The organism is Collinsella aerofaciens (assembly GCF_901212495.1).
Classification (GTDB): Bacteria; Actinomycetota; Coriobacteriia; order Coriobacteriales; family Coriobacteriaceae; genus Collinsella; species Collinsella aerofaciens_H.
Window position 1 is genome coordinate 95459 of sequence record NZ_CAAKNY010000041.1, and the last position, 22407, is coordinate 117865.

At 60.2% G+C, this 22407-nt stretch carries 20 protein-coding genes and 1 riboswitch; of the genes, 8 read left to right on the forward strand and 12 right to left on the reverse strand.

Annotated elements, in window-relative coordinates:
• Positions 1-75: 75 nt before the first annotated feature.
• Positions 76-480, reverse strand: coding sequence for a hypothetical protein (locus SFLMC1_RS04685; protein ID WP_152074284.1), 405 nt, complete (start codon positions 478-480; stop codon positions 76-78).
• Positions 481-916: 436 nt separating this feature from the next.
• Between SFLMC1_RS04685 and SFLMC1_RS04690 the strand changes: the two genes are divergently transcribed.
• The gene (locus tag SFLMC1_RS04690) at positions 917-1621 is read left to right on the forward strand and encodes a class I SAM-dependent methyltransferase (RefSeq protein ID WP_152074285.1); all 705 of its coding nucleotides are present in this window, start codon (positions 917-919) and stop codon (positions 1619-1621) included.
• Positions 1622-1669: 48 nt separating this feature from the next.
• Here the strand turns inward: SFLMC1_RS04690 and SFLMC1_RS04695 are convergent, their stop codons facing one another.
• Positions 1670-1966 carry a hypothetical protein gene (locus SFLMC1_RS04695; protein ID WP_152074286.1) on the reverse strand — a complete coding sequence of 99 codons (297 nt, stop codon included), beginning with the start codon at positions 1964-1966 and terminating at the stop codon, positions 1670-1672.
• A gap of 77 nt (positions 1967-2043) precedes the next feature.
• Here SFLMC1_RS04695 and SFLMC1_RS04700 point away from each other — a divergent pair, with 77 nt between their 5' ends.
• From SFLMC1_RS04700 to SFLMC1_RS04720, 5 genes are all read left to right on the forward strand, one after another.
• Positions 2044-2532 carry an N-acetyltransferase gene (locus tag SFLMC1_RS04700; protein ID WP_152074287.1) on the forward strand — a complete coding sequence of 163 codons (489 nt, stop codon included), beginning with the start codon at positions 2044-2046 and terminating at the stop codon, positions 2530-2532.
• A 254-nt stretch (positions 2533-2786) separates the two neighbouring features.
• Positions 2787-4790, forward strand: a complete 2004-nt coding sequence (locus tag SFLMC1_RS04705; protein ID WP_152074288.1) for a GTP-binding protein — start codon at positions 2787-2789, stop codon at positions 4788-4790.
• A 93-nt stretch (positions 4791-4883) separates the two neighbouring features.
• Positions 4884-6002, forward strand: coding sequence for an AAA family ATPase (locus tag SFLMC1_RS04710; RefSeq protein WP_152074289.1), 1119 nt, complete (start codon positions 4884-4886; stop codon positions 6000-6002).
• A gap of 51 nt (positions 6003-6053) precedes the next feature.
• Positions 6054-6602 carry a GNAT family N-acetyltransferase gene (locus tag SFLMC1_RS04715; protein ID WP_152074290.1) on the forward strand — a complete coding sequence of 183 codons (549 nt, stop codon included), beginning with the start codon at positions 6054-6056 and terminating at the stop codon, positions 6600-6602.
• A 47-nt stretch (positions 6603-6649) separates the two neighbouring features.
• Entirely contained in the window at positions 6650-9142 is a 2493-nt protein-coding gene (locus SFLMC1_RS04720) for an excinuclease ABC subunit UvrA (protein WP_152074291.1), read from the forward strand.
• Positions 9143-9183: 41 nt separating this feature from the next.
• On the opposite strand, the gene SFLMC1_RS04725 is transcribed toward SFLMC1_RS04720, so the two are convergent.
• From SFLMC1_RS04725 to SFLMC1_RS04755, 7 genes are all read right to left on the reverse strand, one after another.
• Entirely contained in the window at positions 9184-10284 is a 1101-nt protein-coding gene (locus SFLMC1_RS04725; protein WP_152074292.1) for an ATP-binding protein, read from the reverse strand.
• Between the two features lie 144 nt (positions 10285-10428).
• Entirely contained in the window at positions 10429-11028 is a 600-nt protein-coding gene (locus tag SFLMC1_RS04730; RefSeq protein ID WP_152074293.1) for a tRNA (cytidine(34)-2'-O)-methyltransferase, read from the reverse strand.
• Between the two features lie 95 nt (positions 11029-11123).
• A complete protein-coding gene (locus SFLMC1_RS04735; RefSeq protein WP_152074294.1) occupies positions 11124-12254 on the reverse strand; it encodes a GTP-binding protein in 1131 nt (376 codons plus the stop codon).
• Positions 12255-12340: 86 nt separating this feature from the next.
• Complete coding sequence (locus SFLMC1_RS04740) at positions 12341-12682, reverse strand: arsenate reductase family protein (protein WP_022093957.1); 342 nt, start codon at positions 12680-12682, stop codon at positions 12341-12343.
• A gap of 73 nt (positions 12683-12755) precedes the next feature.
• Positions 12756-13379 carry a flavodoxin family protein gene (locus SFLMC1_RS04745; RefSeq protein ID WP_152074295.1) on the reverse strand — a complete coding sequence of 208 codons (624 nt, stop codon included), beginning with the start codon at positions 13377-13379 and terminating at the stop codon, positions 12756-12758.
• 111 nt (positions 13380-13490) lie between these two features.
• The gene (locus SFLMC1_RS04750) at positions 13491-15020 is read right to left on the reverse strand and encodes a diguanylate cyclase domain-containing protein (RefSeq protein WP_152074296.1); all 1530 of its coding nucleotides are present in this window, start codon (positions 15018-15020) and stop codon (positions 13491-13493) included.
• A gap of 127 nt (positions 15021-15147) precedes the next feature.
• Positions 15148-17865, reverse strand: coding sequence for an EAL domain-containing protein (locus tag SFLMC1_RS04755; protein WP_152074297.1), 2718 nt, complete (start codon positions 17863-17865; stop codon positions 15148-15150).
• Positions 17866-18189: 324 nt separating this feature from the next.
• Here SFLMC1_RS04755 and SFLMC1_RS04760 point away from each other — a divergent pair, with 324 nt between their 5' ends.
• Entirely contained in the window at positions 18190-19059 is an 870-nt protein-coding gene (locus SFLMC1_RS04760; RefSeq protein WP_152074298.1) for a patatin family protein, read from the forward strand.
• A gap of 236 nt (positions 19060-19295) precedes the next feature.
• Here the strand turns inward: SFLMC1_RS04760 and SFLMC1_RS04765 are convergent, their stop codons facing one another.
• Genes SFLMC1_RS04765 through thiM form a run of 3 tightly spaced genes read right to left on the reverse strand, consistent with a single transcriptional unit; the run spans position 19296 to position 21172 of the window.
• A complete protein-coding gene (locus SFLMC1_RS04765) occupies positions 19296-19991 on the reverse strand; it encodes a thiamine phosphate synthase (protein WP_152074299.1) in 696 nt (231 codons plus the stop codon).
• On the reverse strand, positions 19988-20329 hold the full coding sequence (locus tag SFLMC1_RS04770; protein ID WP_226814266.1) for an MTH1187 family thiamine-binding protein: 342 nt from the start codon (positions 20327-20329) through the stop codon (positions 19988-19990). The genes SFLMC1_RS04765 and SFLMC1_RS04770 overlap by 4 nt, the downstream gene beginning before the upstream one ends.
• Positions 20330-20332: 3 nt before the next feature.
• Positions 20333-21172 carry a hydroxyethylthiazole kinase gene (thiM, locus tag SFLMC1_RS04775; RefSeq protein WP_152074300.1) on the reverse strand — a complete coding sequence of 280 codons (840 nt, stop codon included), beginning with the start codon at positions 21170-21172 and terminating at the stop codon, positions 20333-20335.
• Between the two features lie 51 nt (positions 21173-21223).
• Positions 21224-21334, reverse strand: a riboswitch (TPP riboswitch).
• A 160-nt stretch (positions 21335-21494) separates the two neighbouring features.
• Here thiM and SFLMC1_RS04780 point away from each other — a divergent pair.
• Positions 21495-22403 carry an HAD-IIB family hydrolase gene (locus SFLMC1_RS04780; protein WP_187323862.1) on the forward strand — a complete coding sequence of 303 codons (909 nt, stop codon included), beginning with the start codon at positions 21495-21497 and terminating at the stop codon, positions 22401-22403.
• Positions 22404-22407: the final 4 nt, after the last annotated feature.

Here is a 22407-nt window from a genome sequence, read left to right on the forward strand (position 1 = left end):
TAAAGGGCCGACCGCGTTGCTACGCGATCGGCCCTTTTTAGCTGCTTGATAGCAGAGGTTATGAGAAGTGGTCGCTTACAGGCGGTCCTTGTTCTCGACCTTAACGGCGTGTGCCTGCTGAACAAAGAACAGGTCGTAGACCACGATGACAAAGGCCCCAATATTGAGGGCGCTGCCGCCCAGCGCAGGAAGGGTAAGCACGGCCTGGGCGAGCGTGGCGGCTGCGGCAACAATACCGAGCTTAAACGCGCCGTCTACTTGCGACGGCTTGTTGGCACCCTTGATGCCCGCAACGCCCGCGGCAAGGTCGACGAGGCCCTTGGCGATAATCACGACCGCGGCGAGCATGGCGTTTGGACCGAATGTGGAATAATCGAGGTTGTTCGTGGCAATGCCGACGCCGGCGATGACGAGGTCGGAGATGCCTCGAATTAAGTAGATGAGGGCAAGGATTTTGAGTGTCTTGCGCGCGAAGCTCATGGGTAGTCCTTTCGATGCGGGCGCTGCCAGGCTGGCGCGTCCCATATGCTGCACATATCGTGAAGCACATTGTAGTTCAATGTGACAGCGTGTGTGTTGGAAAGCGCTTCTCGCCTGTGCAGGGCAATCTTTCAAAAAAGAAAGCCAGCTGTAAGCCAAATCGATGGCAGCTCATGTGCGGCGCTGAGATGATGGGGCCGTAACAAAGAGCTGGTCTCAAGGAGGAGCCATGATGTACGGAGCCAAGCAAGTGCGTGAGCCGCGATCGTTGGGAAGACGCATGAGTGATTCCGTGATTGCTGCCGTGTGCACGGGATTGATGGCGGTGCTTTGCATTGGGATGCTGTGGACCATGTCGCATGTGGGACAATAGCGGACGGTTGGGTGCTGGCATAAACGGCGCTCACGTATCCGTTTTGCTTGTTAGGGAGTGTCCATGGGCGTCGTCGATCCCTTTTCTGTTGCTCGGGCCGCGGGGCTTGAGCTGACCGGGAAGTCCGAGGGTCTCACGCTCACCGACGGCACGATGGAGCTGCGTGCCGATTTTGCCCGCATGCTTCCGCGGCTCAAGCAGGGCCGCCTGCAGCAAGAGCTGCTGGTGAAGGCCGCGCGCACAAAAGGCATCGAGCGCCTATGGGCGATTGATGCCACGGCGGGCTTTGGTGAGGATTCGCTGCTGCTGGCGGCCGCGGGCTTTACCGTCGATCTGTATGAACAGGATTGCGTAATCGCGGCGCTCCTCAAGGACGCCTTGGATCGCGCGGCAGATGATCCGGCGCTTGCGGCTGCTGTGGCGCGCATGCGCTTACATGCGGGCGAGGACAGCATTGCCGGCCTTCGCCATACAGCTGAGCTGATCGGGCGGGGCGAGCTCACCGCTCCCGACGTGGTGTATCTGGATCCCATGTTTCCCGGGCGCACCAAGAGCGCGGCGGTGAAAAAGAAGTTCCAACTCTTGCACCATCTGGAACAGCCGTGTGCCGATGAGGAGGCGCTGGTCGAAGCTGCGCTTGCGGTGCGGCCGCGCAAGGTCGTTATCAAGCGCCCGGTGAAGGGGCCACTGCTTGCCGGTGTTAAGCCGAGCTATCAGCTTGCGGGCAAGGCTGTTCGTTACGATGTTTTGGTGCCGCCGCGCCCGTAGCTTGTGCACGATGGCTGGCGTCCCGCCAACACCGTGCCGATGCGGAGTCTATTTCCAAGGGTGCGACGTCAGACGCCACCCGCCGCAGTATTCGCATTTGTAGCAGGCAAGGCCGCGCCGCCCGCGGTTTTCGCAGTCGGCCATAACTGCCTCGGCCTCGGCGCGCGTGTCGTAACGGTTTTTGCGTTCGCACGACTTGTAGCGCCAGGCTTCATCGCGTTCGGCTTCCAGGACGTCGCGGCGCTCGTCCTCGCGTGCAAACAGGTCGCTCATATCGCCGCCGGTGGCAGCGCCCAAAAACTCGCTTTTGGCTTTTGACCAGGCGGCTCGCTTTTTGCTCCCCATCTGCTTCGCGCCCCTCTCTAAACGCTGGTATCATTGCTCAATCAAAGTGATACCAATAAACGTGAGGTCGCCGCGTGATGATCAGAAAAACCCTCGATACCGACATTCCCGTTATCATGGCTATCTATGACGCGGCCCGCGCCTTTATGCGCGCGCATGGCAACGTCACGCAGTGGCCCAAGGGCACACCTTCTGCCGAGCAGCTGGCTGCCGATATCGCCGCCGGTGGCAGCTATGTGTTCGAAGTCGACGGCCGCGTGGTGGCAACGTTTGCCTTCTTGCCGGGCCCGGACGAGTGCTATGACGTCATTGAGGACGGTCAATGGCGCAGCGACACTCCGTATGCCGTGCTGCACCGTGTGGCGTCGGACGGTACCGCGCATGGTGTCGCGGCGGCGATGTTTGCCTTTGCCAAGGAACGCATCGACCATCTGCGTATTGACACACACCAAGACAACCTGCCTATGCAGGGCGCCATCGCCAAGGCCGGGTTTAAGCGCGCCGGCATCGTGCATGTGTCGGACGGCACGCCGCGTGTTGCGTTTGATTGGCTGCGCGAGGCGTAAGAGCAGGGACGCATATCAACAATTCGTGCGAACGAACATGGCCCCGGGTGGGGCCATGTTCGTTCGCTACGCTGTTTTGTAAGCCGGCTTTCGCAAGGCGCGAACCTACGAAAATCGCCGCGCGGCAACGCGGGGCGATGAGCTCGGTCGGGGGATAGGGCCCGCTTCGCCCACCGGCCCGTACATTGTATCATCCAGTGTGGAACGAGGATGCCCGTTGCCGCGTGCGATGGGCTTGCAATAAGAGGAGAGCCATGTCGAAGCAAGCGGTCGTTGGAATCTTGGCGCATGTCGATGCCGGCAAGACCACGTTGGCCGAGGCCATGCTGTTTAACGCGGGCCGCATTCGCAAGCGCGGCCGCGTGGACGATGGCGATTCGCATCTGGACACGAACACGATCGAGCGCGAGCGTGGCATCACGATTTTCTCGTCGCAGGCCGTGTTCGACCACGGTGGTACCCGCGTCATGCTCGTGGACGCACCGGGGCATGTCGATTTTTCTGCCGAGGCGGAGCGCACATTGCGCGCGCTCGACTACGCTATTTTGGTTGTGGGTGCCAACGACGGCGTACAGGGGCACACCGAAACTCTGTGGCGCCTGCTTGCGCGCTATGACATCCCGACGTTCATTTATATCAACAAAATCGATTTGGAGCATCCCGGCCGCGATGTTTTGCTGGCACAGCTTGGGCAGCGTCTTTCCGAGGGCTGCTTGGATGCCAACGAACTGTTGGCGGGTGGTGCCGTTCAGGAGGACGCTGCTGCGTTGGACGAGGCGGCGCTCGAGGAGTTTCTTGAAGCGGGTGAGCTTTCCGTCGCGACGCTGTCGCGCATGGTTGCCGAGCGCAAGCTCTTTCCCTGTTTTGCTGGGTCGGCGCTCAAGGACCAAGGCGTGGACGAGCTGCTGGATGGCATATGCGCGCTGATGCGCGAACAGGCATGGCGCCCGGAGTTTGCCGCCCGCGTCTACCGCGTGAGCCGCGGGGATCGCGGTGAGCGCTTGGCTTGGGTTAAAGTGACCGGCGGAACGCTGCACGCCAAGCAGATGATTGACGGACGTTCCGGTGCCGAGGCATGGGAGCAGAAGGTCGATCAGGTACGCATCTATAACGGCGAGAAGTATGAGCTTGCGCAAGAAGTTGCTGCTGGCGGTATTTGTGCCGTGACGGGTCTTGCGCACGTTCGCCCAGGGGACGCCCTGGGCGCGGAGCCCGCGTGCGATGCGCCCGTCATCGCGCCCGTCCTCACCTATACGGTGCTGCCGGGCGAACATGATGTCCATGCGGTGTTCAAAGCGCTGACTGAGCTGGCGGACGAAGATCCCATGCTCGGCGTAAGCTGGAATACGCATCTTGAGCAGATCCATTTGCAGCTGATGGGCGCCGTGCAACTCGAGGTCGTGCAGCGGGTGTTGGCCGATCGCTTTGGCCTTTCGGTTGCGTTTGAGTCTGGCGGCATTCTCTATAAGGAGACCATTTCGCAGCCGGTCGAGGGCGTGGGCCACTTTGAGCCACTGCGCCACTATGCCGAGGTGCATCTGCGCCTGGAGCCGTTGCCAGCGGGTTCGGGCGTGCAGTTTGGCACCGTGACCTCGACCGACGAGCTCGATCTTAACTGGCAGCGTTTGGCACTCACCAACGCCATGGAGCGCGATCACCTGGGCGTGCTGACCGGCTCGCCCATCACCGATGTGCGCATTGCGCTCACGGGCGGCCGTGCGCATGCCAAGCACACCGAGGGCGGTGATTTTCGCCAGGCCACGTACCGCGCGATTCGCCAGGGGCTCATGCAAGCGCGTGAGGCCAGCGCAGCCGTGCTGCTGGAGCCGTGGTACCACTTTGAGCTCGAGGTGCCGGGGGAGTGCGTGGGCCGGGCGCTCTCGGATGCCACGCGCATGGGTGCCGAGTACGAGCCGCCGACGATGGCGGGAGACCGGGCGAAGCTTGTGGGTCGCGTGCCGGCATCCGAGGTGCAGGATTACGCGCTGGAGGTGGCTGCCTACACGAGCGGTCGCGGCCATTTGTACCTGGAGTTCGCCGGCTATGCGGCTTGCCATGATGCCGAGCGCGTCATCGAGACGGCCGCCTATGAGCCCGAGGCCGATCTGCCCAACACGCCCGATTCGGTCTTTTGCTTTCACGGCGCCGGTTACACGGTCAAATGGTACGACGTACCCGCCGCGGCGCACGTAAAGGTCGATCCCGCCACCTTCCGCCCCTGGCGAGCAGCAGACGCTGAGTTTTTCGGCCATAGGTGATAGACGGTCAGTCTCTTTGCCTCATCCTGTTGGTATAACTCGGTATAAGTTGGTATAACTATTATCAGAGTTTGCCAATTCGAGGAGGCCGACATGAATCCAAATCCCTTTAAGCCCACGGCTGGCAAGCGGCCCCCGATACTCATCGGTCGCGAGTCGGTCATCGAAGATTTCGAGGAAGGGCTCGATAACGGCGCCGGAGCGCCGGGCAGGCTCATGCTCATTACGGGAAACCGCGGCTGTGGCAAAACGGTTCTCCTGCGGGAGCTGCAGCGTCTTGCCAATGAGCGCGGATGGGCGGTTGTCTCCGATTCCGCTTCGCTTGGCTTATGCGATCGCTTGGCCGACGCGCTTCGCTCGAATAAGCCCGTTGTGACGTCAATGGAGTTCGGTCCGTCGTTTGGCCGGATGTCGGTCGAGGCGGCGCGAGCAAAGGGCGAGACGTTGCGAGGGCTGGTCAACGAGCGCCTCAAGAGGCTCGGGCCGGGAAAGGGCTTACTGTTTGCGATTGACGAGGCACAATCGGCATCTATCGAGGAACTGGCGGCTCTTGCCGTTCTCTATCAGCAGGTGCTTGGAGACCAGGATGCTACAGGCTTGCCCGATAGCGACCAGTGCGGTCTTGCGCTGGTGTTCGCCGGCTTACCCAGTATGGTTGACGATCTGCTCGAAGAGCCGAGCGTGACGTTTTTGCGGCGTGCCCAGCAGCGTACACTGGGGGCGATATCCTTGCCCAAGGTGCGCGATTCGTATATCCAGACGGTCAAAGACGCTGGTCTTTACGCTGACGCGGAGACGGCGGACCTTGCAGCGCGCAAGAGTATGGGCCATCCCTACATGGTTCAGCTCGTGGGCTATTACATGTGGCGGTCGGCTGCCCGGCGTGGTTCGCAGGCCATCGAAGGGCGCGATGTCGAGGCTGGCCACACGGATGCCATCTCCGAGTTCTACGAAGCGGTCGACGCACCGCTGTATTACGGGTTGCGCAGCCCGCAGCGTCTGTTTATCGAGGCGATGGCGGTTGACGAGGACAAGCCGACGCGCATGGCGGACATCATCGAGCGCTGCGACCGCACCCAGAGTTGGGCGAGTAAATATCGCGCAAGCCTGATTCGCGAGCGCGTCATAGAGGCTGCCGGATACGGCCTTGTGCGGTTTACCGTGCCCATGCTGGGTGCGTACATCCGCGACCGCATTTTATGGCATGAGTGATGTGACAAAGGGACAGTCCCTTTGTCACATTGATAGTTGAGAGGTCGAAACATGGTGATTCATACCGAGCGTTTGACGCTTCGTCCATGGCGCGAGACGGATGCGGCGAGTCTGTTTACATATGCTAGCGACCCGGACGTGGGGCCGGCTGCGGGCTGGCCGCCCCACCGAAGCATTGAAGAAAGCAGAGCGATCATTCGGACGGTCTTATCTGCGCTCCACACCTTTGCCGTTTGTCTGGCTGCGACAGACGAACCCGTGGGCAGCATTGGACTGATGCCACCTCGCTGCGAAACAAGCCGCCAAGGTGACGGTTCCGAACTCGAAGTGGGGTACTGGATCGCCAAGCCGTTCTGGGGCCGAGACTTTGCTCCCGAAGCGGTGCGAGCCATGCAGCGTTATGCGTTCGAAACGCTTGGCTGCAAGGCGCTTTGGTGCGGATATTACGAGGGCAATAACAAGTCGTTACGCGTTCAGCAAAAGTGTGGATTCGCGCCGCATCACGTTGAGCGCGACGTGCCCTGCGAGCTTATGGGCGATGTACGTACCGAGTGCTTTACGTATTTGAGCCGCGAAGACTGGCGCAGACAGACAATGTGACAAAGGGACAGTCCCTTTGTCACATTCGATCAACGGGAGGGAAAGCGATGACGGTGTCGCAACAACCAAGTGCTATCGAGGTACGTGGCGCGCGCGTCCATAACCTCAAGGACATCGATATCGATATCCCGCTGGGAAAGCTCGTGGGTATTGCCGGCGTGTCGGGCTCGGGCAAGAGCTCGCTGGCGCTGGGGGTTCTTTATGCCGAGGGCTCGCGCCGCTACCTGGAGGCGCTCAGCACCTACACCCGCCGTCGTTTGACACAGGCCGAGCACGCCCAGGTGGACGAGGTGCTGCATGTGCCGGCGGCGCTCGCATTGCATCAACGCCCCAGCGTACCGGGCGTGCGTTCCACCTTTGGCACCATGACCGAGCTCAACAATAGCCTGCGCCTGCTCTTTAGCCGCTGCGCCCATCACATGTGCCCGCATTGCGGGGCGCGTGTGGAGCCGAGCCTTAACGTGGCTGCGGGCCTGTCACTCACGTGCCCCGCATGCGGCCGCGAGTTCTACGCGCCGAGTGCCGAGGACCTTGCCTTTAACGGCGGCGGTGCGTGTCCCACCTGCGGCGGCACCGGTGTCATACGCGAGGTGGACGAGGCGAGTCTGGTACCCGACGAGTCAAAGACTATCAACGAGGGCGCGGTGCTTCCCTGGGGCACGCTCATGTGGGATCTGATGAAGCAGGTGGCCGGCGAGATGGGCGTGCGCACTGACGTGCCGTTTAACCAGCTCACACCTCAAGAGCGCGACATTGTGTTTCACGGCCCGGCGGTTAAGAAGCATATTCTCTACGTTCCCAAAAACGGCGAGGGCGCCACGCCGCTCGACTTCACCTATTACAACGCCGTCTATACGGTCGAGAATGCGCTCGCCAAGGTTAAGGACGACAAGGGTCTCAAGCGCGTTGCACGCTTTTTGCGCGAGGGCCCGTGCCGTGACTGCGGCGGCACGCGTCTCTCCGAGGCGGCGCGCCAGCCCCATGTGCGCGGTATCAATCTGGCGCAGGCAGCGGCCATGACGTTGGGTGAGGCGATTGAGTGGGTGCGCGGGGTGCCCGCATCCTTGCCGGCCGAGATGCAGCCCATGGCAGCGGATATCTGCGATTCGTTTTTGAGCACGGCTCGTCGCCTGGTCGACCTGGGGCTCGATTACCTTTCGCTCGACCGCGCCGGTGCTACGCTCTCCACGGGTGAGCGCCAGCGCGTGCAGCTCGCCCGCGTGGTGCGCAACCGATCGACGGGCGTGCTTTATGTACTCGATGAGCCCTCGATCGGTCTGCATCCTGCCAATGTCGACGGCCTGGTAGGCGTGATGCGCGATTTGGTGGATGACGGCAACACCGTGGTCGTTGTCGATCACGACACGCGCGTGCTGGCGGAAGCCGACTATCTGGTCGAGATGGGCCCCGTTGCCGGAGCAGGCGGCGGTAATGTGATCGCTGCAGGTACGGTGGACGAGGTCGAACAATCGCAGGGCAGCCGCATCGCCCCGTTTTTGCGCTCAGGGCCCAAGCGCTTGCGGCCGCAGGTGGCTGACGACGAAATGTTCGACCAGGGTCATATCCGCATGGCGACCGATGCCATCCATACCGTCAAGCCGCTCGAAGTCGATATCCCGCGCGGTCGCTTGGTTGCGGTGACGGGTGTTTCGGGCTCGGGTAAGACGACGCTGGTGCTCGAGACGCTCATTCCTGCACTTAAGGCGCAAGCAGCTGGCGAGCGCCTGCCCGGCCATGTGCGCTGGATCGATGCCGAGGGCATTGCGCGTGCCAACCTGATCGACGCCACGCCCATCGGTGCCAACGTGCGCTCAACGGTGGCGACCTATGCCGATATCCACGACGAGCTGCGTCGGGCCTTCGCCCGTACGCCCGAGGCCAAGGCAGCCGGCTACAAGGCGGGTGCCTTTAGCTATAACACCGGCGCCTTGCGCTGCCCTACGTGCGATGGCACGGGCTCGATATCGCTCGACGTACAGTTTTTGCCCGATGTCGAGATCGTCTGTCCCGCATGCCGCGGCTCTCGCTATGCAGACGCGGCTTCACATATCCATCGTGAGGGCAAAGACGGGAGCCTGCTTACATTGCCGCAGCTCATGGACATGAGTGTGGACGAGGCCCTCGACGCCACACTGGGACTCAAGAAAGTTCAGGCGCGCTTGCAGACCTTGCACGACCTGGGCTTGGGGTATCTCACGCTCGGTGAGCCCACGCCGGCGCTCTCGGGCGGCGAGGCGCAGCGCCTTAAGCTTGCGAGCGAGATGGGGCGCGTGCAGGACGATGCCGTGTTCGTGTTCGACGAGCCCACGATCGGCCTGCATCCGCTCGATGTCCAGGTGTTGCTGAGCGTGTTTGACGGCCTCGTTGCCAAGGGCGCCACAGTCGTCGTGATCGAGCACGACCTCGACCTTATCCGTAACGCCGATTACGTGATCGACATGGGCCCGGGCGGTGGCGATGCCGGCGGGCAAATCGTCTGCGTCGGTACGCCGGGCGACATCGCAGCCTGCTCCGCAAGCATCACCGGCCGCTACCTATAACCGAATGTGACAAAGGGGCAGTCCCTTTGTCACATTGATGTCTATTTCACGCATTGAGCGGCGAGATAGTCGCGGAAGAATGGCAATTCAAAAGCGACGATTCCGCGCCCGCGTTCTCCAATGATGCCGGCGTCTATCATGCGGCATCGGTAGCGAGAGACCTGTTGCGGCGAACGCTTAAGGCGCTCGATAAGGTCGGCGGTGGTGGACTCTTCCTCGTCATCGAGCATAGCGATGAGGAATCGCTTGTCCTCCGCAGTGAGTTCCCGATAGGTTGCCGCGAGGATTCGGTCGTCCATCTCGTCGCGCGCGATTTTGATTCCCAGGTCAAAGTCGCGTGACGAGATTTCCTTCGAATCGCTTGTGAGATCCCAGGCACGGTAGCCTACGAGTTGCAATAGGAAGGGAAAACCAGAGATCGAGCGAACGGCTCTATCGATTCCCTCAGCATCTGCCAGGCGATCGTTTTCCTGGATTGTGCGAATCAAGGCCTCGCGCACGTCATAGTCTGCGATGCGACCCAGATGATATTGTTGGGCGCGGCGAAGGAACGAGACCGTCTTGTGGTTCAGCAACGTCGAGACGTTGTTGGGAAGTCCCGCCATGAGCAGGGCGACGCGTTTCCCATCGGTCACAAAGTGCTGATACGTCGCTGCGAGCTGAATCATCTCGTCGAGTGTCGGGTCCACCTCGTCAACCGTGACGAGCAGCCCGGTGCCCGCCTCGTTGAGCTGGTCGATGATGTCACTCATGCGATAACGCCAGGTTGAGGTATCGTGAACGCGATTGACCTCGATGCTGCCGAGCGGTGCAATTCCGAGACCGGTGACTTCGAAGTTGTTAGACGGGTCGATAAGATGGCCTGCAGCACGTTTCGCCCCGAACTCGATTTCCTCAAGCATTCCCGAGAGCGCGGTTGTCTTTACGGCAACCCAGCCATGGGATTCGGCCCTCGTCGCAAGCGACGACATGAGAGCGGTTTTACCGGTTCCACGCGCGCCTGAGAAGATCGAGGTCAATTCCGGGCGCCTGCGCTGGCTCAAGAAGGCACGGTCCAAATCCCGAATAATCTGTTGTCTGCCAGCGAGATGGGCAGGAACCTCACCAAAACTGGGGGTAAACGGGTTCTCGAGATATTCCACAATGCCCTCCTTTAGCATCTCAGATTAATTTCATTTTATTCTAGTTAATTATGATTAAAAGTGATGGTTCGTTATTTAGAGCATCAATCAGGCGCGTGTGTCATCGACGTGGCGCTTGAATGTGACAAAGGGGCAGTTCCTTCGTCACATTCCTGGAAAGCCTGTTTGGCGCAAGGCTTCGTAGAGGACGATGGCGGCGCTGTTGGAGAGGTTGAGTGCGCTGATGCGGTAGTCATCCGGGTTGACGAAGTTGCCGCAGATGTCCTGTTGAAGGATGGCCTCGTGGCTGCCCTCGGTATGCCCGAGCGACTCCTCATGAGCCTCCCAGGCATCGGCGTTATCGAGTGAGTCGCAATCGCGCAGCATGGGGATGCGCTCGCAACGCTCGGGCGCCGCGGCAAGCAGTGGCTCGGGAATGCCCGAGCTCTCGCTGCCAAAGACCAGGTAGTCGCCATCGCGGTAGGTACTCTGCGCATAGGTGCGGCGTGCCTTTTTTGTCAGCAGATGCAGGCGCTCGTCGGCGGGGGAGAGGCCGTTGCGCGCAAGGAAATCCTCCCAGCCGGCATAGGTCGTCACGTCCAAGTTTTGCCAGTAGCCCAGGCCGGCGCGACGCACCGTCTTGTCGTCGAGCGAAAACCCCAGCGGCTCCACCAGATGCAGACGGGCGCCGGTAACCACGCAGGTGCGGCCGATATTGCCCGTATTGGCCGGAATCTCGGGCGCATACAGCACAATGTTGAACATGAATCTCCTTGGCTCAGAATGAAAAACCACCACGAAGGGTACCTTCGTGGTGGTTTGGCGGTTACGTAGGCGGAAAAATGCCCGCTTGGATAAACCTAGGCGCGCTGCCAGTCGGTCAGGCAGGCATCGAGGGAGGCGATGAGCGCATCCTTGTCCATGTGACGGCCGATGATGCACAGGCTCGTCATGCGGTCGCCCGTCTCGTCGTCCCAAATTTGCATGATCTCGGGGCTTTCGTCGATGATCTTCTGCTTCTCGCCCTCGGGCGCGGAGTCAACGAACAAGCCGTTCTCCATCAGGCGCATCTGGTGGCCGGCCTGCTCAAACATGTAGCACATGTCCGGATCGCCGGTCTGCCACAGCGGACCCTTGACGCGAATGACCTCGTCGGGCCACTCTTGCTCAACAAAATCGGTGAACTTTTTCAGGTCAAACGGCTTGCGGCGCGAGTACACAAAGGTGTCGATGTCGTACTCGAGCACCTCGGGGTCGTCGTGCTCCTCGGGATGCTCCATGGCCTCGATCCAAGCGGCGGAGTTGTAGGCGCGCATAAAGTCGAAGCGGCCGGTGTCGAGCAACTCCTCCATAGGAACCTCTCCGTTTTGGGCCTCGACGATCACGGCGTCCTTCTGCAGGCTGCGCACGATGGCCTTGAGCTCGGCGATCTGCTCAGGGCTCACGGTGTCGGTCTTGTTGAGGATCAGCGTGGAGCAGAACTCGATCTGCTGGATGAGCAGGCTCTCGATGTCGTCCTCGTCGATATCCTCTGCCAGCAGGTCGCGGCCTCCGTTGAACTCGTCGTACATGCGGGCGCAATCGACCACGGCCACGATGTTGTCGAGCGCGAGCTTGGGCTCGCCGCCCACCTTGGCCTCGTCGCAGAAGCTCGAGATGGTGTAGGCGATGGGGATGGGTTCGCAAATGCCCGATGCCTCGATGATGATGTAGTCGAACTTGCCCGAATCGGCGATGCCCTCCAGCTGGTTGGCCAGGTCATCCGAAAGCGTGCAGCAGATGCAGCCGTTGGTGAGCGGGATGAGGTCGTCGGTCTCGGAAAGGCCGCCGTCGGCGATGAGGCTGGCATCGACGTTGATCTCGCCGATATCGTTGACGATCACGGCGGCGCGGATACCGCCGTCGTTAGCGAGGATGTGGTTGAGCAGCGTGGTCTTACCGGCACCGAGGTATCCGGTAAGCATGATGATCTTCACGGGTTTGTTGGGCATGTGCCCTCCTTTGTTAGACATGGTTTACAGTTGAATCATATGCTAAACGCCTGCTCTTATACCCACGCGCCGGTAAATAACACAGGCTACTCCCAGGCTCCCCATACATCGGGGCAATAGCCGACGGTCGCCTTTTTGCCGTTGCGCACGATAGGCTCGGCTAGCACCTGCTGATTCTCGAGCAACTTGTCGAAGCGTTGGCTGGGCGTGAGGTGCTGGATGAGCGCGAGTGTCTCCTCGTCTTTGGCCTTGGGGTTGAGCAGCTTGTCGATGCCGCCGACCGCCTGCATGACACTCGTGAGCTCGCCCTTGCTCATCTCCTTTTCCTTAAGGTCGATAAACTGCACCTTAATGCGGCGCTCCTTAAAATAGCGCTGTGCCTTCTTGGTATCGAAGGACTTTTTGGTGCCAAAAATCTGGATATTCATTGTTTGGTTCCGCCGTTCTAACGAACGGCGGTCACCTCGGGTTGGTAGAACATCGAGGCAACCACCGCTGGACTTATCGAATGAAGTTGGTGCGCTCGCGATCTGCTTCGGGGGCGTCGATGCCGGCTGCCTGTCCAGCTTCGATACAGTGCAGGAGCCAGGCCATGTTCTTGCCGATGTTTCGCATGGTGGCAAGGCCTTCGGCATCCTGGGCGGCCTCGCCCGGCATGGCACCAAAGACGTTGTTCCAGTACGTGGAGGCCACCACGGGCATCTGGTTGATGGTGAAGTACTTGTTGAGCACGTCGAAGGTAGTCGACGTGCCGCCGCGACGGGCGACGGCGACTGCTGCTCCCGGCTTGTGTGTAAAGGCCTTGCTGCCAGCATAAAACGCGCGATCGAGGGCCGAAAGGATGCGGCCGCTGGGGTGCGCATAGTAGACGGGTGAGCCAAAGACAAAACCGTCGGCTTGTTCGGCGGCAGCGATGAGCTCGTTGACTACGTCGTCGTCAAAGGTGCAGCGACCGCCAAGCTTGCCGCACTGGCCGCAGCCGATGCAGTCGCGAATGGGCTTGGCGCCCAGCTGAAACACCTCGGTATCGATGCCTTCGGCTTTAAGCTGTTCTGCAATCTCGGCGAGTGCGCGGGCGGTGTTGCCGTTTGCCTTGGGGCTGCCATTGACTAAAAGAACCTTCATCACGAACTCCCTCTGCTGTCGGTGACTTCTGCGGAGGATTATCGCACGAGAGGGTAGATGGCGTGGGGCGCGATGTGAAGCGGCTTGTGTTTCGCATCGCGCCCCGCAGCGCTAGTCCAGTTTGGTGCCCGGTACTTGCGGCGCCTCTTTAAGCCGCGCTTTGAGCTCGTTCAAAATGGAAACGGGCTGTCGGTCGACGCCGTCCAGATGGAGCGTGGCCACGCGAATGGGCGGCTGATATTCAAGCGAGTCGATGAGCACGGGAGAGCCCAGGAATCGTTCGATTTCGCTTGCGAGCTCATCGATTGCCTCGGGGCCGAGCTCATCGAAGAGTGCCACGAACGTTGGTCCCGTCGAGCGGAACAGGCGGCCCTTGCCGCGCGAACAATCCATGAGGCAGGCGGCGCTTTCGGCGAGCACGCGGTCGCCCGCATCGAATCCAAAGCGGGCATTGACCTCGGCGATATCGTCGACCTTAATGGCGATAAAGCCTGCCTTGCGCGGCACGCGGCGCATCTCTCCAATAGCGTTGATCAGGGCGTGAATATCGCCCAGGCCGGTTACGGAATCGGTCGTATCTGCCAAGCTTCGGTTGATGATAATGCCCACGTACATGTTGGGCTCGGTATCGGTGCCGTCCAAGCGGTAGCCCGTACAGTCGCAAAGCGCGTACGCTCCGGTGGCGTCCATCACGCGGTACTGCATGTAGTGGAAGTGCCACGTGCCGTTGACCACCATATCGAGCTCGGAGCGCACATTGTCGCGGTCCTCGGGGTGGACGCGGGCAAGCCACATATCGACCGAGTTAAAAGGGTGCTGGGAAGGCAGGTCAAAATCGCGCACGGCGTTGACCGACCATTGCGATTCGCCCGTATCGAGATTGAGGATAAACGGATAGCGCGTCTCGGAGCTCATGGAGATTGCTTGGAACACCCGGTCGTTGCACGGAAACTGCTCGGCGATTGGGTGTTGCAGTGCGTCATTGTCTTTCGGTTGCTGCACACGATGCATAAGCTTATAGCGATACATCTTGCGATCGGCATCCAGCGTCATCTGGCGACGCGTGTCGCCTGCAAGCGGGTCGACGCGCGAGCAGCCAAAACTAAAACTAGAGATCATGGGCGCTTTATCGTCTGATGTCGCCTCGATAAGGTCGGCGCGTACCCGCTCAAGGCGCTGCTCGAGCTCGGCTTCGCCTGTCGTGGGGGACACGAGTACAAATTCGTCTCCACCGATGCGGAACAGCATCTCATCGTGCTCCATTGTTTCAGTGAGCGCGCGGCAGATGCTCAGAATATAGCGATTGCCCTCGGCGTGGCCAAACTTATCGTTGCAGTGCTTAAGGTGGTCGATGTCAATATAGGCGCAGGTGAAGGGGTCTCCTGTGCGCCAGAGTTGCTCGACGTGACGGTCGAGTCCGCCACGGTTGCCCAAGTTGGTGAGCGGATCGATATAGGCGTTGCACTCAAGCAACTGCCGCTCTTGTTGCAGGATGGCGTGCGTCTTCTGCAGCTGCTCGCCAATGGCGCGCAGCTCTGTGGGCAGCGCGGCAACATCGAGTTCGGCGGTTGAGACGCCATTCGCAAGTCGCTGAAGATAGGTAATAACCGATTGCTCGCCCAGGCGATAGGACTCGTTCATGATGCATAACCTCCTTGGGCGAGACAGTGGTTTGTATCATATCCCCAATTTAACTCGATTTGGGAATACAAGTTAGCCAATGGGGATAAGCATGTCCCTTAACGGTAGCGTTCTGCGCGCGAGCGTATCAATTGTTATTGCCACCATCGAGCAATACCTCAAAATCTTTCGCCGGCATGGGGCGGTAGTAGAGGAAACCCTGGGCGTAGCGGGCGCCCATTTGTCGTAGCATGTTCGCCTGCTCATTTGTCTCGACGCCTTCGACCACGACGGGCAGATGGAGCGAATGCGCCATCTCGAGCATCGATGAAATGATTTGCGTGCTGCGGCCATGATCGCCGTCGACGGGCACAAATGCGCGGTCGAGCTTGATGACGTCGACGTTGACGTTCTTGAGCATCGCGAGCGTGGACTGACCGGTGCCAAAATCGTCCATATAGGTCGAGAAGCCGCGGGCGTGCAGGTCGGCCGTCAGTTTGTCCACGACCTCGGACTCTCCCGTATAAGCCGTCTCGGTGATCTCGATACGCATGAGCTTGGGCGGTAGGTTGTTCTGGGCGGCAAGCGCTCCCATATGTTCGGCAACGTCGCAGGCAAGGATATCCACGCGCGACACATTAAGCGAGATCGGAACCACACGAAGTCCTCGATTGATGCGTTTGCGCAGCCACGAGGCGACACCCTGCCAAATGTATTTGTCGAGCGTCACCACAAAGCCGCTTTCCTCGAGAGCGGGGATAAAGGTGGCAGGTGAAATGAGGGAGCTATCTTTGTCAATCCAGCGCGTGAGCGCCTCGGCGCCAATAATCTCGCCGGTTTTCATATCGACCTGGGGCTGCAAGTGATAGGTAATGCGACCGTTTGAGAGCGCATACTGGAATTCGGTCAGCGTGCGGTGGAACGCGACTTCGCGCTCGTACTCCGCGGGGCAGAAAATGGCAATGCGCTCCTTAAAGTCGTTTTTTGCGCGTTGATTGGTATACATGGCCTTTGCCTGCGCATCGATGGTGATTTCCTCACTGGAGTCGATGGGGTAAACGCCCATGGACGGCCAGAAGCCTACGCCGTCATCATGTCTGGCTACGGCCTCGCGAACGCGGCTATAGATTTGATGGATGGTGTTGTGCTCAAAGGGGATGAGTATGCAAAAGTCGTCTTGGCCCCAGTGCCCTGCGACGCCCATATCGCCATTCTCGATATTCTTGAGGACCGTGCCCACATCGGCGAGCACGCGGTCGCCCTCGGCCTGGCCGTGCCATTCATTAAACAGGCGCATGTGGCCCATGTCGACCGTGGCGACGCACCAGGTGCCGTCGCGCCTTGTCTTGAGAAATGTATTGGCGCGCCGCATAAACTCACTGGGTCGATAGAGGCCCGTGAGCGAGTCGATGCGTTCGGCTATGGCGCTTTTACGCTCAGCCTCGGGTATGGGGAGGCTGTCGTTGGGAACAAGTCCGCCGGCCGTGCGAAGGCGACGGTCGAGTTCGCCTAAAACGGCGGTCGTCTGATGGGTTAAGTGCTCGTAAAAGGCCGGGACGACAAGACAGACGGGAGTAATGGTGTCGCCTGCGATTCGAATAGGAGCGAAAACGGCCTCTTTAAGGTGGCAGGTCAGTTGCTCGAATGCCTCGCGGCCCAAATCGTTGCTGAGCACGACGAACTGGACGTTTCGTGAACGGTAGACCCGGCTCCTGCCGCGGGTGATCGACAGCATGCGGCCTGCGTATTCGGCAAGCATGTTGTCGACAGCCTCGGCCCCGTAGAGCTCGTTGAGCTTTGCCGTGCCACGAACGCGCACCGCTATAAGGCCCGTCTCGCAACGGTCGCGACGGCAGGCATCGATAGCGTTGACCAGCATGCGCTGCGTTCCGAGGCCAGTGGCGGCGTCGACGGTTTCGACAAGTGAGTGGTTGACGAGCTCGCCGACGTAGAGCGAGGGGGCATTTCCGTCGCCATCGATACGAAACCCGCGAGCACGGCAGAGGACGTAGCCGCCGGCGGCATTGCGTACACGGTACTGCATGACTCGACGGTGCTTGGTGCCGTTATAGACTTGGTCGATGTCGTCGATACAGGCTTCAAGGTCATCGGGATGGACGCGCGTTTTCCAGTAATCGCGGTAGTTATCTATATGCTCCGAAGGAAGACCGAGATCGCGCAAGGCACCTTGCGACCAAAGGATGCGATGTTTGTCCAAGTTCTCGATAAAGAAATAACGGCCTTCGTTGAGCATCGAAAACGCGTCGAAAACGCGGTCGCTTATTTCGAAGTCGTCGGCGTGGACTTGCGTGATATTGCGTCGATCAAGGTGCATGGCATGACGTAGCTTGTAGTCGTACATGCGATGATCGGCATCGAGTGTCATACGATTGGGGGCTTCACCCAGGGCGGGGTCGGCGTGTGACACTCCGTAGCTAAACGAGTGAGGCATCTCGGAATCGTTGTTTTTGAGCAGGATCGTTCGGCAGTGTTCCAGACGTTCGGCGAGGTCGTCCTCGGTTGCAATCGTAGATAAGATGGCAAACTCATCGCCTCCCAGACGAAATGCCGCCTCGTCTACCTTCATATACAGCTTGAGATAGAGGCTTACCTGCAAGATATAGCGGTTACCTTCGTCATGTCCAAAGATGTCGTTGCAGTGCTTAAGGTTATCGATGTCGATAAAAGCCATGGTCACGGGCAGTTCCTGTTCCCAGATTTCCTCTAAGGAATGGGCAAAGCCGCCGCGGTTGCCAAGTCCGGTGAGCTGGTCGGTAAAGGCGGTCCTGATCAGATCCTCCTGACGCTCGAGAAGGTCACGGACGGTCTTTTCGAGTGTTTCGGTGTAATTGCTGTCAGTGTCCATGTTGTAAGCGGCTTTCTGAGGACGGGGCGGATTGCGTCGGGCGAGCTCGTTGTGCACACGCGTTGTCGTTCAGCGCCTTGCGTGTATCCAGGCCCCGCCTTGCTGCGTTGCTGGGCTAATTTTTCGGCTAGCGTTCGCCGTTGATAACTGCTGAGTAGTATGAACAGCAGTATATGATTGTATACGGGCGCCCATGCTGTGGGAGGGTATTATTCGCCAAACAGTGGTGCGACAATGCGATGTTCGATGAAAAATGCAACTGAGACGATATATGTTGACGGGTATATTTGTCTCGGTTTAAAACGCAGAAACGGAGATGGTCGTATGGCGCAGCCAGATACGACGCGCACGGTGGGGCTTGCGCTCGAGGGAGGCGGCTACCGCGGTATGTATACGGCGGGCGTGCTCGACGTATGGATGGAGCACAGCTTAACTTGCGACCATATGGTGGGTGTCTCGGCGGGCGCGGCGTTTGGCTACAACTTTAAATCGCGCCAGATCGGTCGCGCCATTCGTTACAACAAGGCCTATTGCGCCGACAAGCGCTATGCGAGCGTGACAAGCTGGTTGCGAACCGGCAACATGTTCAATGCCGATTTTGCCTATCACGAGGTGCCCGTCGAGCGCGATCCCATCGATTTGGAGACATATCGCGCCTGTCCCATGCGGTTTACGTGCGTGTGTACCGATATCGAGACGGGCAAGGCCGTCTATCACGATTTGCCGTATGGTGACGAGCGCGATATCGAGTGGATCCGGGCGTCGTCGGCGATTCCCGTGGCAACGCGTCCTGTCGCTATTGACGGGCATAAATATCTAGATGGCGGCGTGGCTGATTCCATTCCCAGTGCTTGGCTGTTTGCGCAGGGGTATGACCGCAACGTGGTGGTGCTGACGCAGCCGGCGGGCTTTGTAAAGCAGCCCAACAGCGTGATGCCCATGCTGCGGCGCGTGTTCCGTCACTACCCGGAGTTTGTCGCAGCGCTTGAGCATCGGCATGAGGTCTACAATGCCGCGCTCGACGACTTGGCACGTCGCGAGGCTGCCGGCGAGATCTTTGTGGTGCGGCCGAGCGAATCGGTGAAGGTGCCGTCGCTGTGCCGCGAACCCGATGAACTCGAGCGCATCTATCAGATCGGTCGCCGCGATGCGGAGGCGACTTTGCCGGCACTGGAGACATATCTGGCAGGGTAGAGGCTGCCGCCGCTATCTCGGCGGAAAGCGCATCCCGGAATGAGCGTTTGGAATGGGATGCGGTTTCCGCGAGAGGCCCGTGGCGGAAAGTTCATCCCGGAATATGTGTTCAGACTGGGATGCAGTTTCCCACTGCCCCTCTATACGGAAAGCGCATCCCGGAATGGAGGTCCAAACTGGGATGCGCTTTCCGCTCTTGAAGATATGAGACGGCAGAGCAGCTGCTCGGCTCGCGTTTACGCCTGCTGCCAGGTGTCGACGAGCTCCTTGGCTGCGGCGTGGGGGTCGTCGGCGCTGCAGACGGCGCTCACCACAAAGAAGCCATCGACGCCGGTGGCCTTGAGCTGCGGCAGGTCGGCCGTCTTGACGCCGCCGCCCACCACGATGGGCACGGGGCTTGCCGCGTGGAGTGCGGCCAGATCCTCATAGCTTTTGGTGATGATGGAGCCATCGGCTGCGCGTCCGCAGTCGCGCTTGGTCTCGGTCTCGTGCAGCGGGCCTACGCCTAGGTAGTCGACCAGGCTCATGTCGGCGGTCTTGACGTACTCGAGCATCTCCTCGCAGCGGGCCGAAAGACCCACAATGGCATCGGGGCCCAAAAGTTTGCGGCAGACCTCGACGGGAATATCGCTCTGGCCCACGTGCACGCCGTCGACAGCGATGCCCTGCTCGCGCGCGGCGAGCACGCAGTCAAGGCGGTCGTCGATCAGCAGGGCGACCTGACCGGTCTTGCCGGCCTGCGCGATTGCCTGCGCGGCGTCGCCTGTCAGCGCAATGATCTCGCGGGCGCTTGCAACCTTGGAGCGCACCTGGATGCAGGTAAAGCTGGCGTCGAGCGCCTGCGCCACCACATCGCCCACGGGGCGCCCGAGTGTGTTTTCGGGGCCGAGTACCAGATAGGCCGAGATATCAAGGTTGTCGCGGATGCTCATCGTGCTTCCTCCTGCTTTTTGATCTGTGCTCCCATGCGCTCGAGTTTGCCGGTCATGGTGTCGGTAAATCCGGGTCGAATATCGGCTTTGAGCACGACTTCGGTGCGGATGCCCTTGCTCGCCAACACAAAGGTCGCATCGCGTACGACCTGCATAACCTTGTCCCAGTCGCCCTCGATCTCGGTGAACATCGAGGTGGTGCGGTTGGGAAGGCCGCTCTCGCGAATGACACGTACGACTTCGGCGACCTCGGCGGAGAGCTCGTCGCCCGTGCCGCACGGGGCGATGGCCACGGCGACCAACGTGTTCATGCCGGCACTGGTTGCGGCCTTGGACATGGCTTATGCCTCCTCGAGCTCGAGTCGGTTGTCGGCGATGTCCTGGGCGGTCGCGCGGTAGAGCTCATCGATAAAGGCGACCTTAAAGCTTGCCGGGGCATCGGCGACAGCGGCGGCACGCGTGCCGGCAACGTTGTAGACCGCGGTGCCGCAGATGGCTGCCGTAAACGGGTCGCCGGCGCAGGCATACACGGCCAGCACGCCGCCCTGCGAGCAGCCGCAGCCGGTGATCTTGGACATGAGCGGGCTGCCGCCATGGGACTTGGCCACGGTCGTGCCGTCGGTGATCAGGTCAACCTCGCCCGAGACAACTACGGCGCCACCGGTGTAGCGAGCGAGCGCCACGGCGGCATCGCGGGCGGCATCAACGGTATCGGTGGTGTCGACACCGCGGGCGCGGCTGAGGTCGGCTGCCTCACCCTCAAGGTTCCATAGGGCGGCAAGCGCGATGATCTCGGAGGCGTTGCCGCGCACGATGGAAGGCTTGTACTGCTTGAGCTCGTTTACCAGCTGGGTGCGCAGGCTACCGATGCCCAGGCCCACCGGGTCGAGCACCCAGGGCTTGCCGGCGTCATGCGCCGCCTTGGCTGCGCGGGGAATCGTCTGCTCGTAGATGGGGAAGAGCGTGCCCATATTGAGATAGATGGCGCCGCCGCCGGCAACGAGCGCCTCGCCCTCGTCGGGCAGGTAGACCATGGCGGCCGATCCGCCCACGGCGAGCTGCGCGTTGGCGACAAAATCAATCGTCACCGTATTGGTGATGGAGCCGGCCATCGGATTGGTGGCGCGAATCTCCTCCGCGGCCTTGACTACGTTTTGCTTGAGCTGTTCCGAATTGATCACTGCACATGCCTCCTTGGCATAGAAAAGGGGCGCTGTGCATAGACAGCGCCCCTGTAAAGGCGGCATGCTCCCTACGCCAGCATTAACTGACAGGTTCAAAGGATTGGGCCCCATGCCCTCTCAGCCTTGTGGTTTGCACCGCCGGCACTCCTGCATCGAATCTGTTGTTCCCTATACTAGCGCACCTGCCAAAAAGGGACAGGTTTATTTTGGCAGGTGGCAACTGGGGTGCGGTATTTTCCCAGATAAAACCTGCCAAAATAAACCTGTCCCTTATTGGTAGGTCGTTACAATGGTTACGGTGAAAATGACGGGGGACCTTATGATTAAACTTGTGCTGACCGATATGGACGATACGCTGATTCCGGCCGGGCATGACGGCGCCAGCGACTACGCCATCGAGGGCATTCATGCCATGCAGGCGGCGGGTCTGCACTTTGGCCCGGTTTCGGGTCGCCAACCGTCCGCGATGGGCTGGATGTTCAAAAATTGTTCCGAGTGCTTTTCGACCGGTGCGTTCTGCAACGGCCAGGTCATGTTTGTGGACGGCGAGGTGGTAGCCTCGCATGCGACCGACAACGCCGTCCTGATGCGCTTGGCTGACTACTTGGAGCAAGAGACCGACGATACGTATCTGAAAGTCTACAGTCTGGGCGATGACTTTTGGAATAACGATGCCTATTGTGTGACGAGTGATCCCGAGCGCGTTCGTCGCGCCATGGAGTCGGGCGGCAACGCATGGCTCAAAGGCGAAGAGGCCCCGTGCCGTCCTGTTGTCGATGATGCCCCGGTATACAAGGCGAATATCTGGAGTGCCCGTTCGCGTGAGGAGCTCGCGGGGCTACGCGAGCGTGTTGCCGCTGAGGTGCCGGAACTCTCGCTCGTGTTTCCCAACAATCGTGTGCGCCTATTCGACATTCTTCCAGCAGATTGGGACAAGGGTTGCGCTGCACTGGAGCTGGCGCGCGCTTTGGGCCTGACGCTCGACGAGGTGGCCGTATTCGGCGATTCCGATAACGATCTGCCCATGATCGATGCCGTTCCCAACTCCGTCGCAGTCGCCAATGCCAACGAGGCCGTCACGGCTGCCGCGCGCTGGCATATAGGCGCTGCGGCAGATGATACGGTCGCCGGGGCTCTGCATCAGATTGCCGCCTGCGCCGCGACGGGGGAGATGCCGTCGTTTATGCGTCAGATGGACACAGCGGGTTTTGGCGTCACGAACGTCTAGGGAG

What these genes read in the sequence shown, in the direction of transcription:
- SFLMC1_RS04685 (WP_152074284.1), bottom strand. Translation starts at nt 480, where the DNA reads ATGAGCTTCGCGCGCAAGACACTCAAAATCCTTGCCCTCATCTACTTA.
- SFLMC1_RS04690 (WP_152074285.1), top strand. Translation starts at nt 917, where the DNA reads ATGGGCGTCGTCGATCCCTTTTCTGTTGCTCGGGCCGCGGGGCTTGAG.
- SFLMC1_RS04695 (WP_152074286.1), bottom strand. Translation starts at nt 1,966, where the DNA reads ATGGGGAGCAAAAAGCGAGCCGCCTGGTCAAAAGCCAAAAGCGAGTTT.
- SFLMC1_RS04700 (WP_152074287.1), top strand. Translation starts at nt 2,044, where the DNA reads ATGATCAGAAAAACCCTCGATACCGACATTCCCGTTATCATGGCTATC.
- SFLMC1_RS04705 (WP_152074288.1), top strand. Translation starts at nt 2,787, where the DNA reads ATGTCGAAGCAAGCGGTCGTTGGAATCTTGGCGCATGTCGATGCCGGC.
- SFLMC1_RS04710 (WP_152074289.1), top strand. Translation starts at nt 4,884, where the DNA reads ATGAATCCAAATCCCTTTAAGCCCACGGCTGGCAAGCGGCCCCCGATA.
- SFLMC1_RS04715 (WP_152074290.1), top strand. Translation starts at nt 6,054, where the DNA reads ATGGTGATTCATACCGAGCGTTTGACGCTTCGTCCATGGCGCGAGACG.
- SFLMC1_RS04720 (WP_152074291.1), top strand. Translation starts at nt 6,650, where the DNA reads ATGACGGTGTCGCAACAACCAAGTGCTATCGAGGTACGTGGCGCGCGC.
- SFLMC1_RS04730 (WP_152074293.1), bottom strand. Translation starts at nt 11,028, where the DNA reads ATGTTCAACATTGTGCTGTATGCGCCCGAGATTCCGGCCAATACGGGC.
- SFLMC1_RS04735 (WP_152074294.1), bottom strand. Translation starts at nt 12,254, where the DNA reads ATGCCCAACAAACCCGTGAAGATCATCATGCTTACCGGATACCTCGGT.
- SFLMC1_RS04740 (WP_022093957.1), bottom strand. Translation starts at nt 12,682, where the DNA reads ATGAATATCCAGATTTTTGGCACCAAAAAGTCCTTCGATACCAAGAAG.
- SFLMC1_RS04745 (WP_152074295.1), bottom strand. Translation starts at nt 13,379, where the DNA reads ATGAAGGTTCTTTTAGTCAATGGCAGCCCCAAGGCAAACGGCAACACC.
- SFLMC1_RS04750 (WP_152074296.1), bottom strand. Translation starts at nt 15,020, where the DNA reads ATGAACGAGTCCTATCGCCTGGGCGAGCAATCGGTTATTACCTATCTT.
- SFLMC1_RS04755 (WP_152074297.1), bottom strand. Translation starts at nt 17,865, where the DNA reads ATGGACACTGACAGCAATTACACCGAAACACTCGAAAAGACCGTCCGT.
- SFLMC1_RS04760 (WP_152074298.1), top strand. Translation starts at nt 18,190, where the DNA reads ATGGCGCAGCCAGATACGACGCGCACGGTGGGGCTTGCGCTCGAGGGA.
- SFLMC1_RS04765 (WP_152074299.1), bottom strand. Translation starts at nt 19,991, where the DNA reads ATGAGCATCCGCGACAACCTTGATATCTCGGCCTATCTGGTACTCGGC.
- SFLMC1_RS04770 (WP_226814266.1), bottom strand. Translation starts at nt 20,329, where the DNA reads ATGTCCAAGGCCGCAACCAGTGCCGGCATGAACACGTTGGTCGCCGTG.
- SFLMC1_RS04780 (WP_187323862.1), top strand. Translation starts at nt 21,495, where the DNA reads ATGATTAAACTTGTGCTGACCGATATGGACGATACGCTGATTCCGGCC.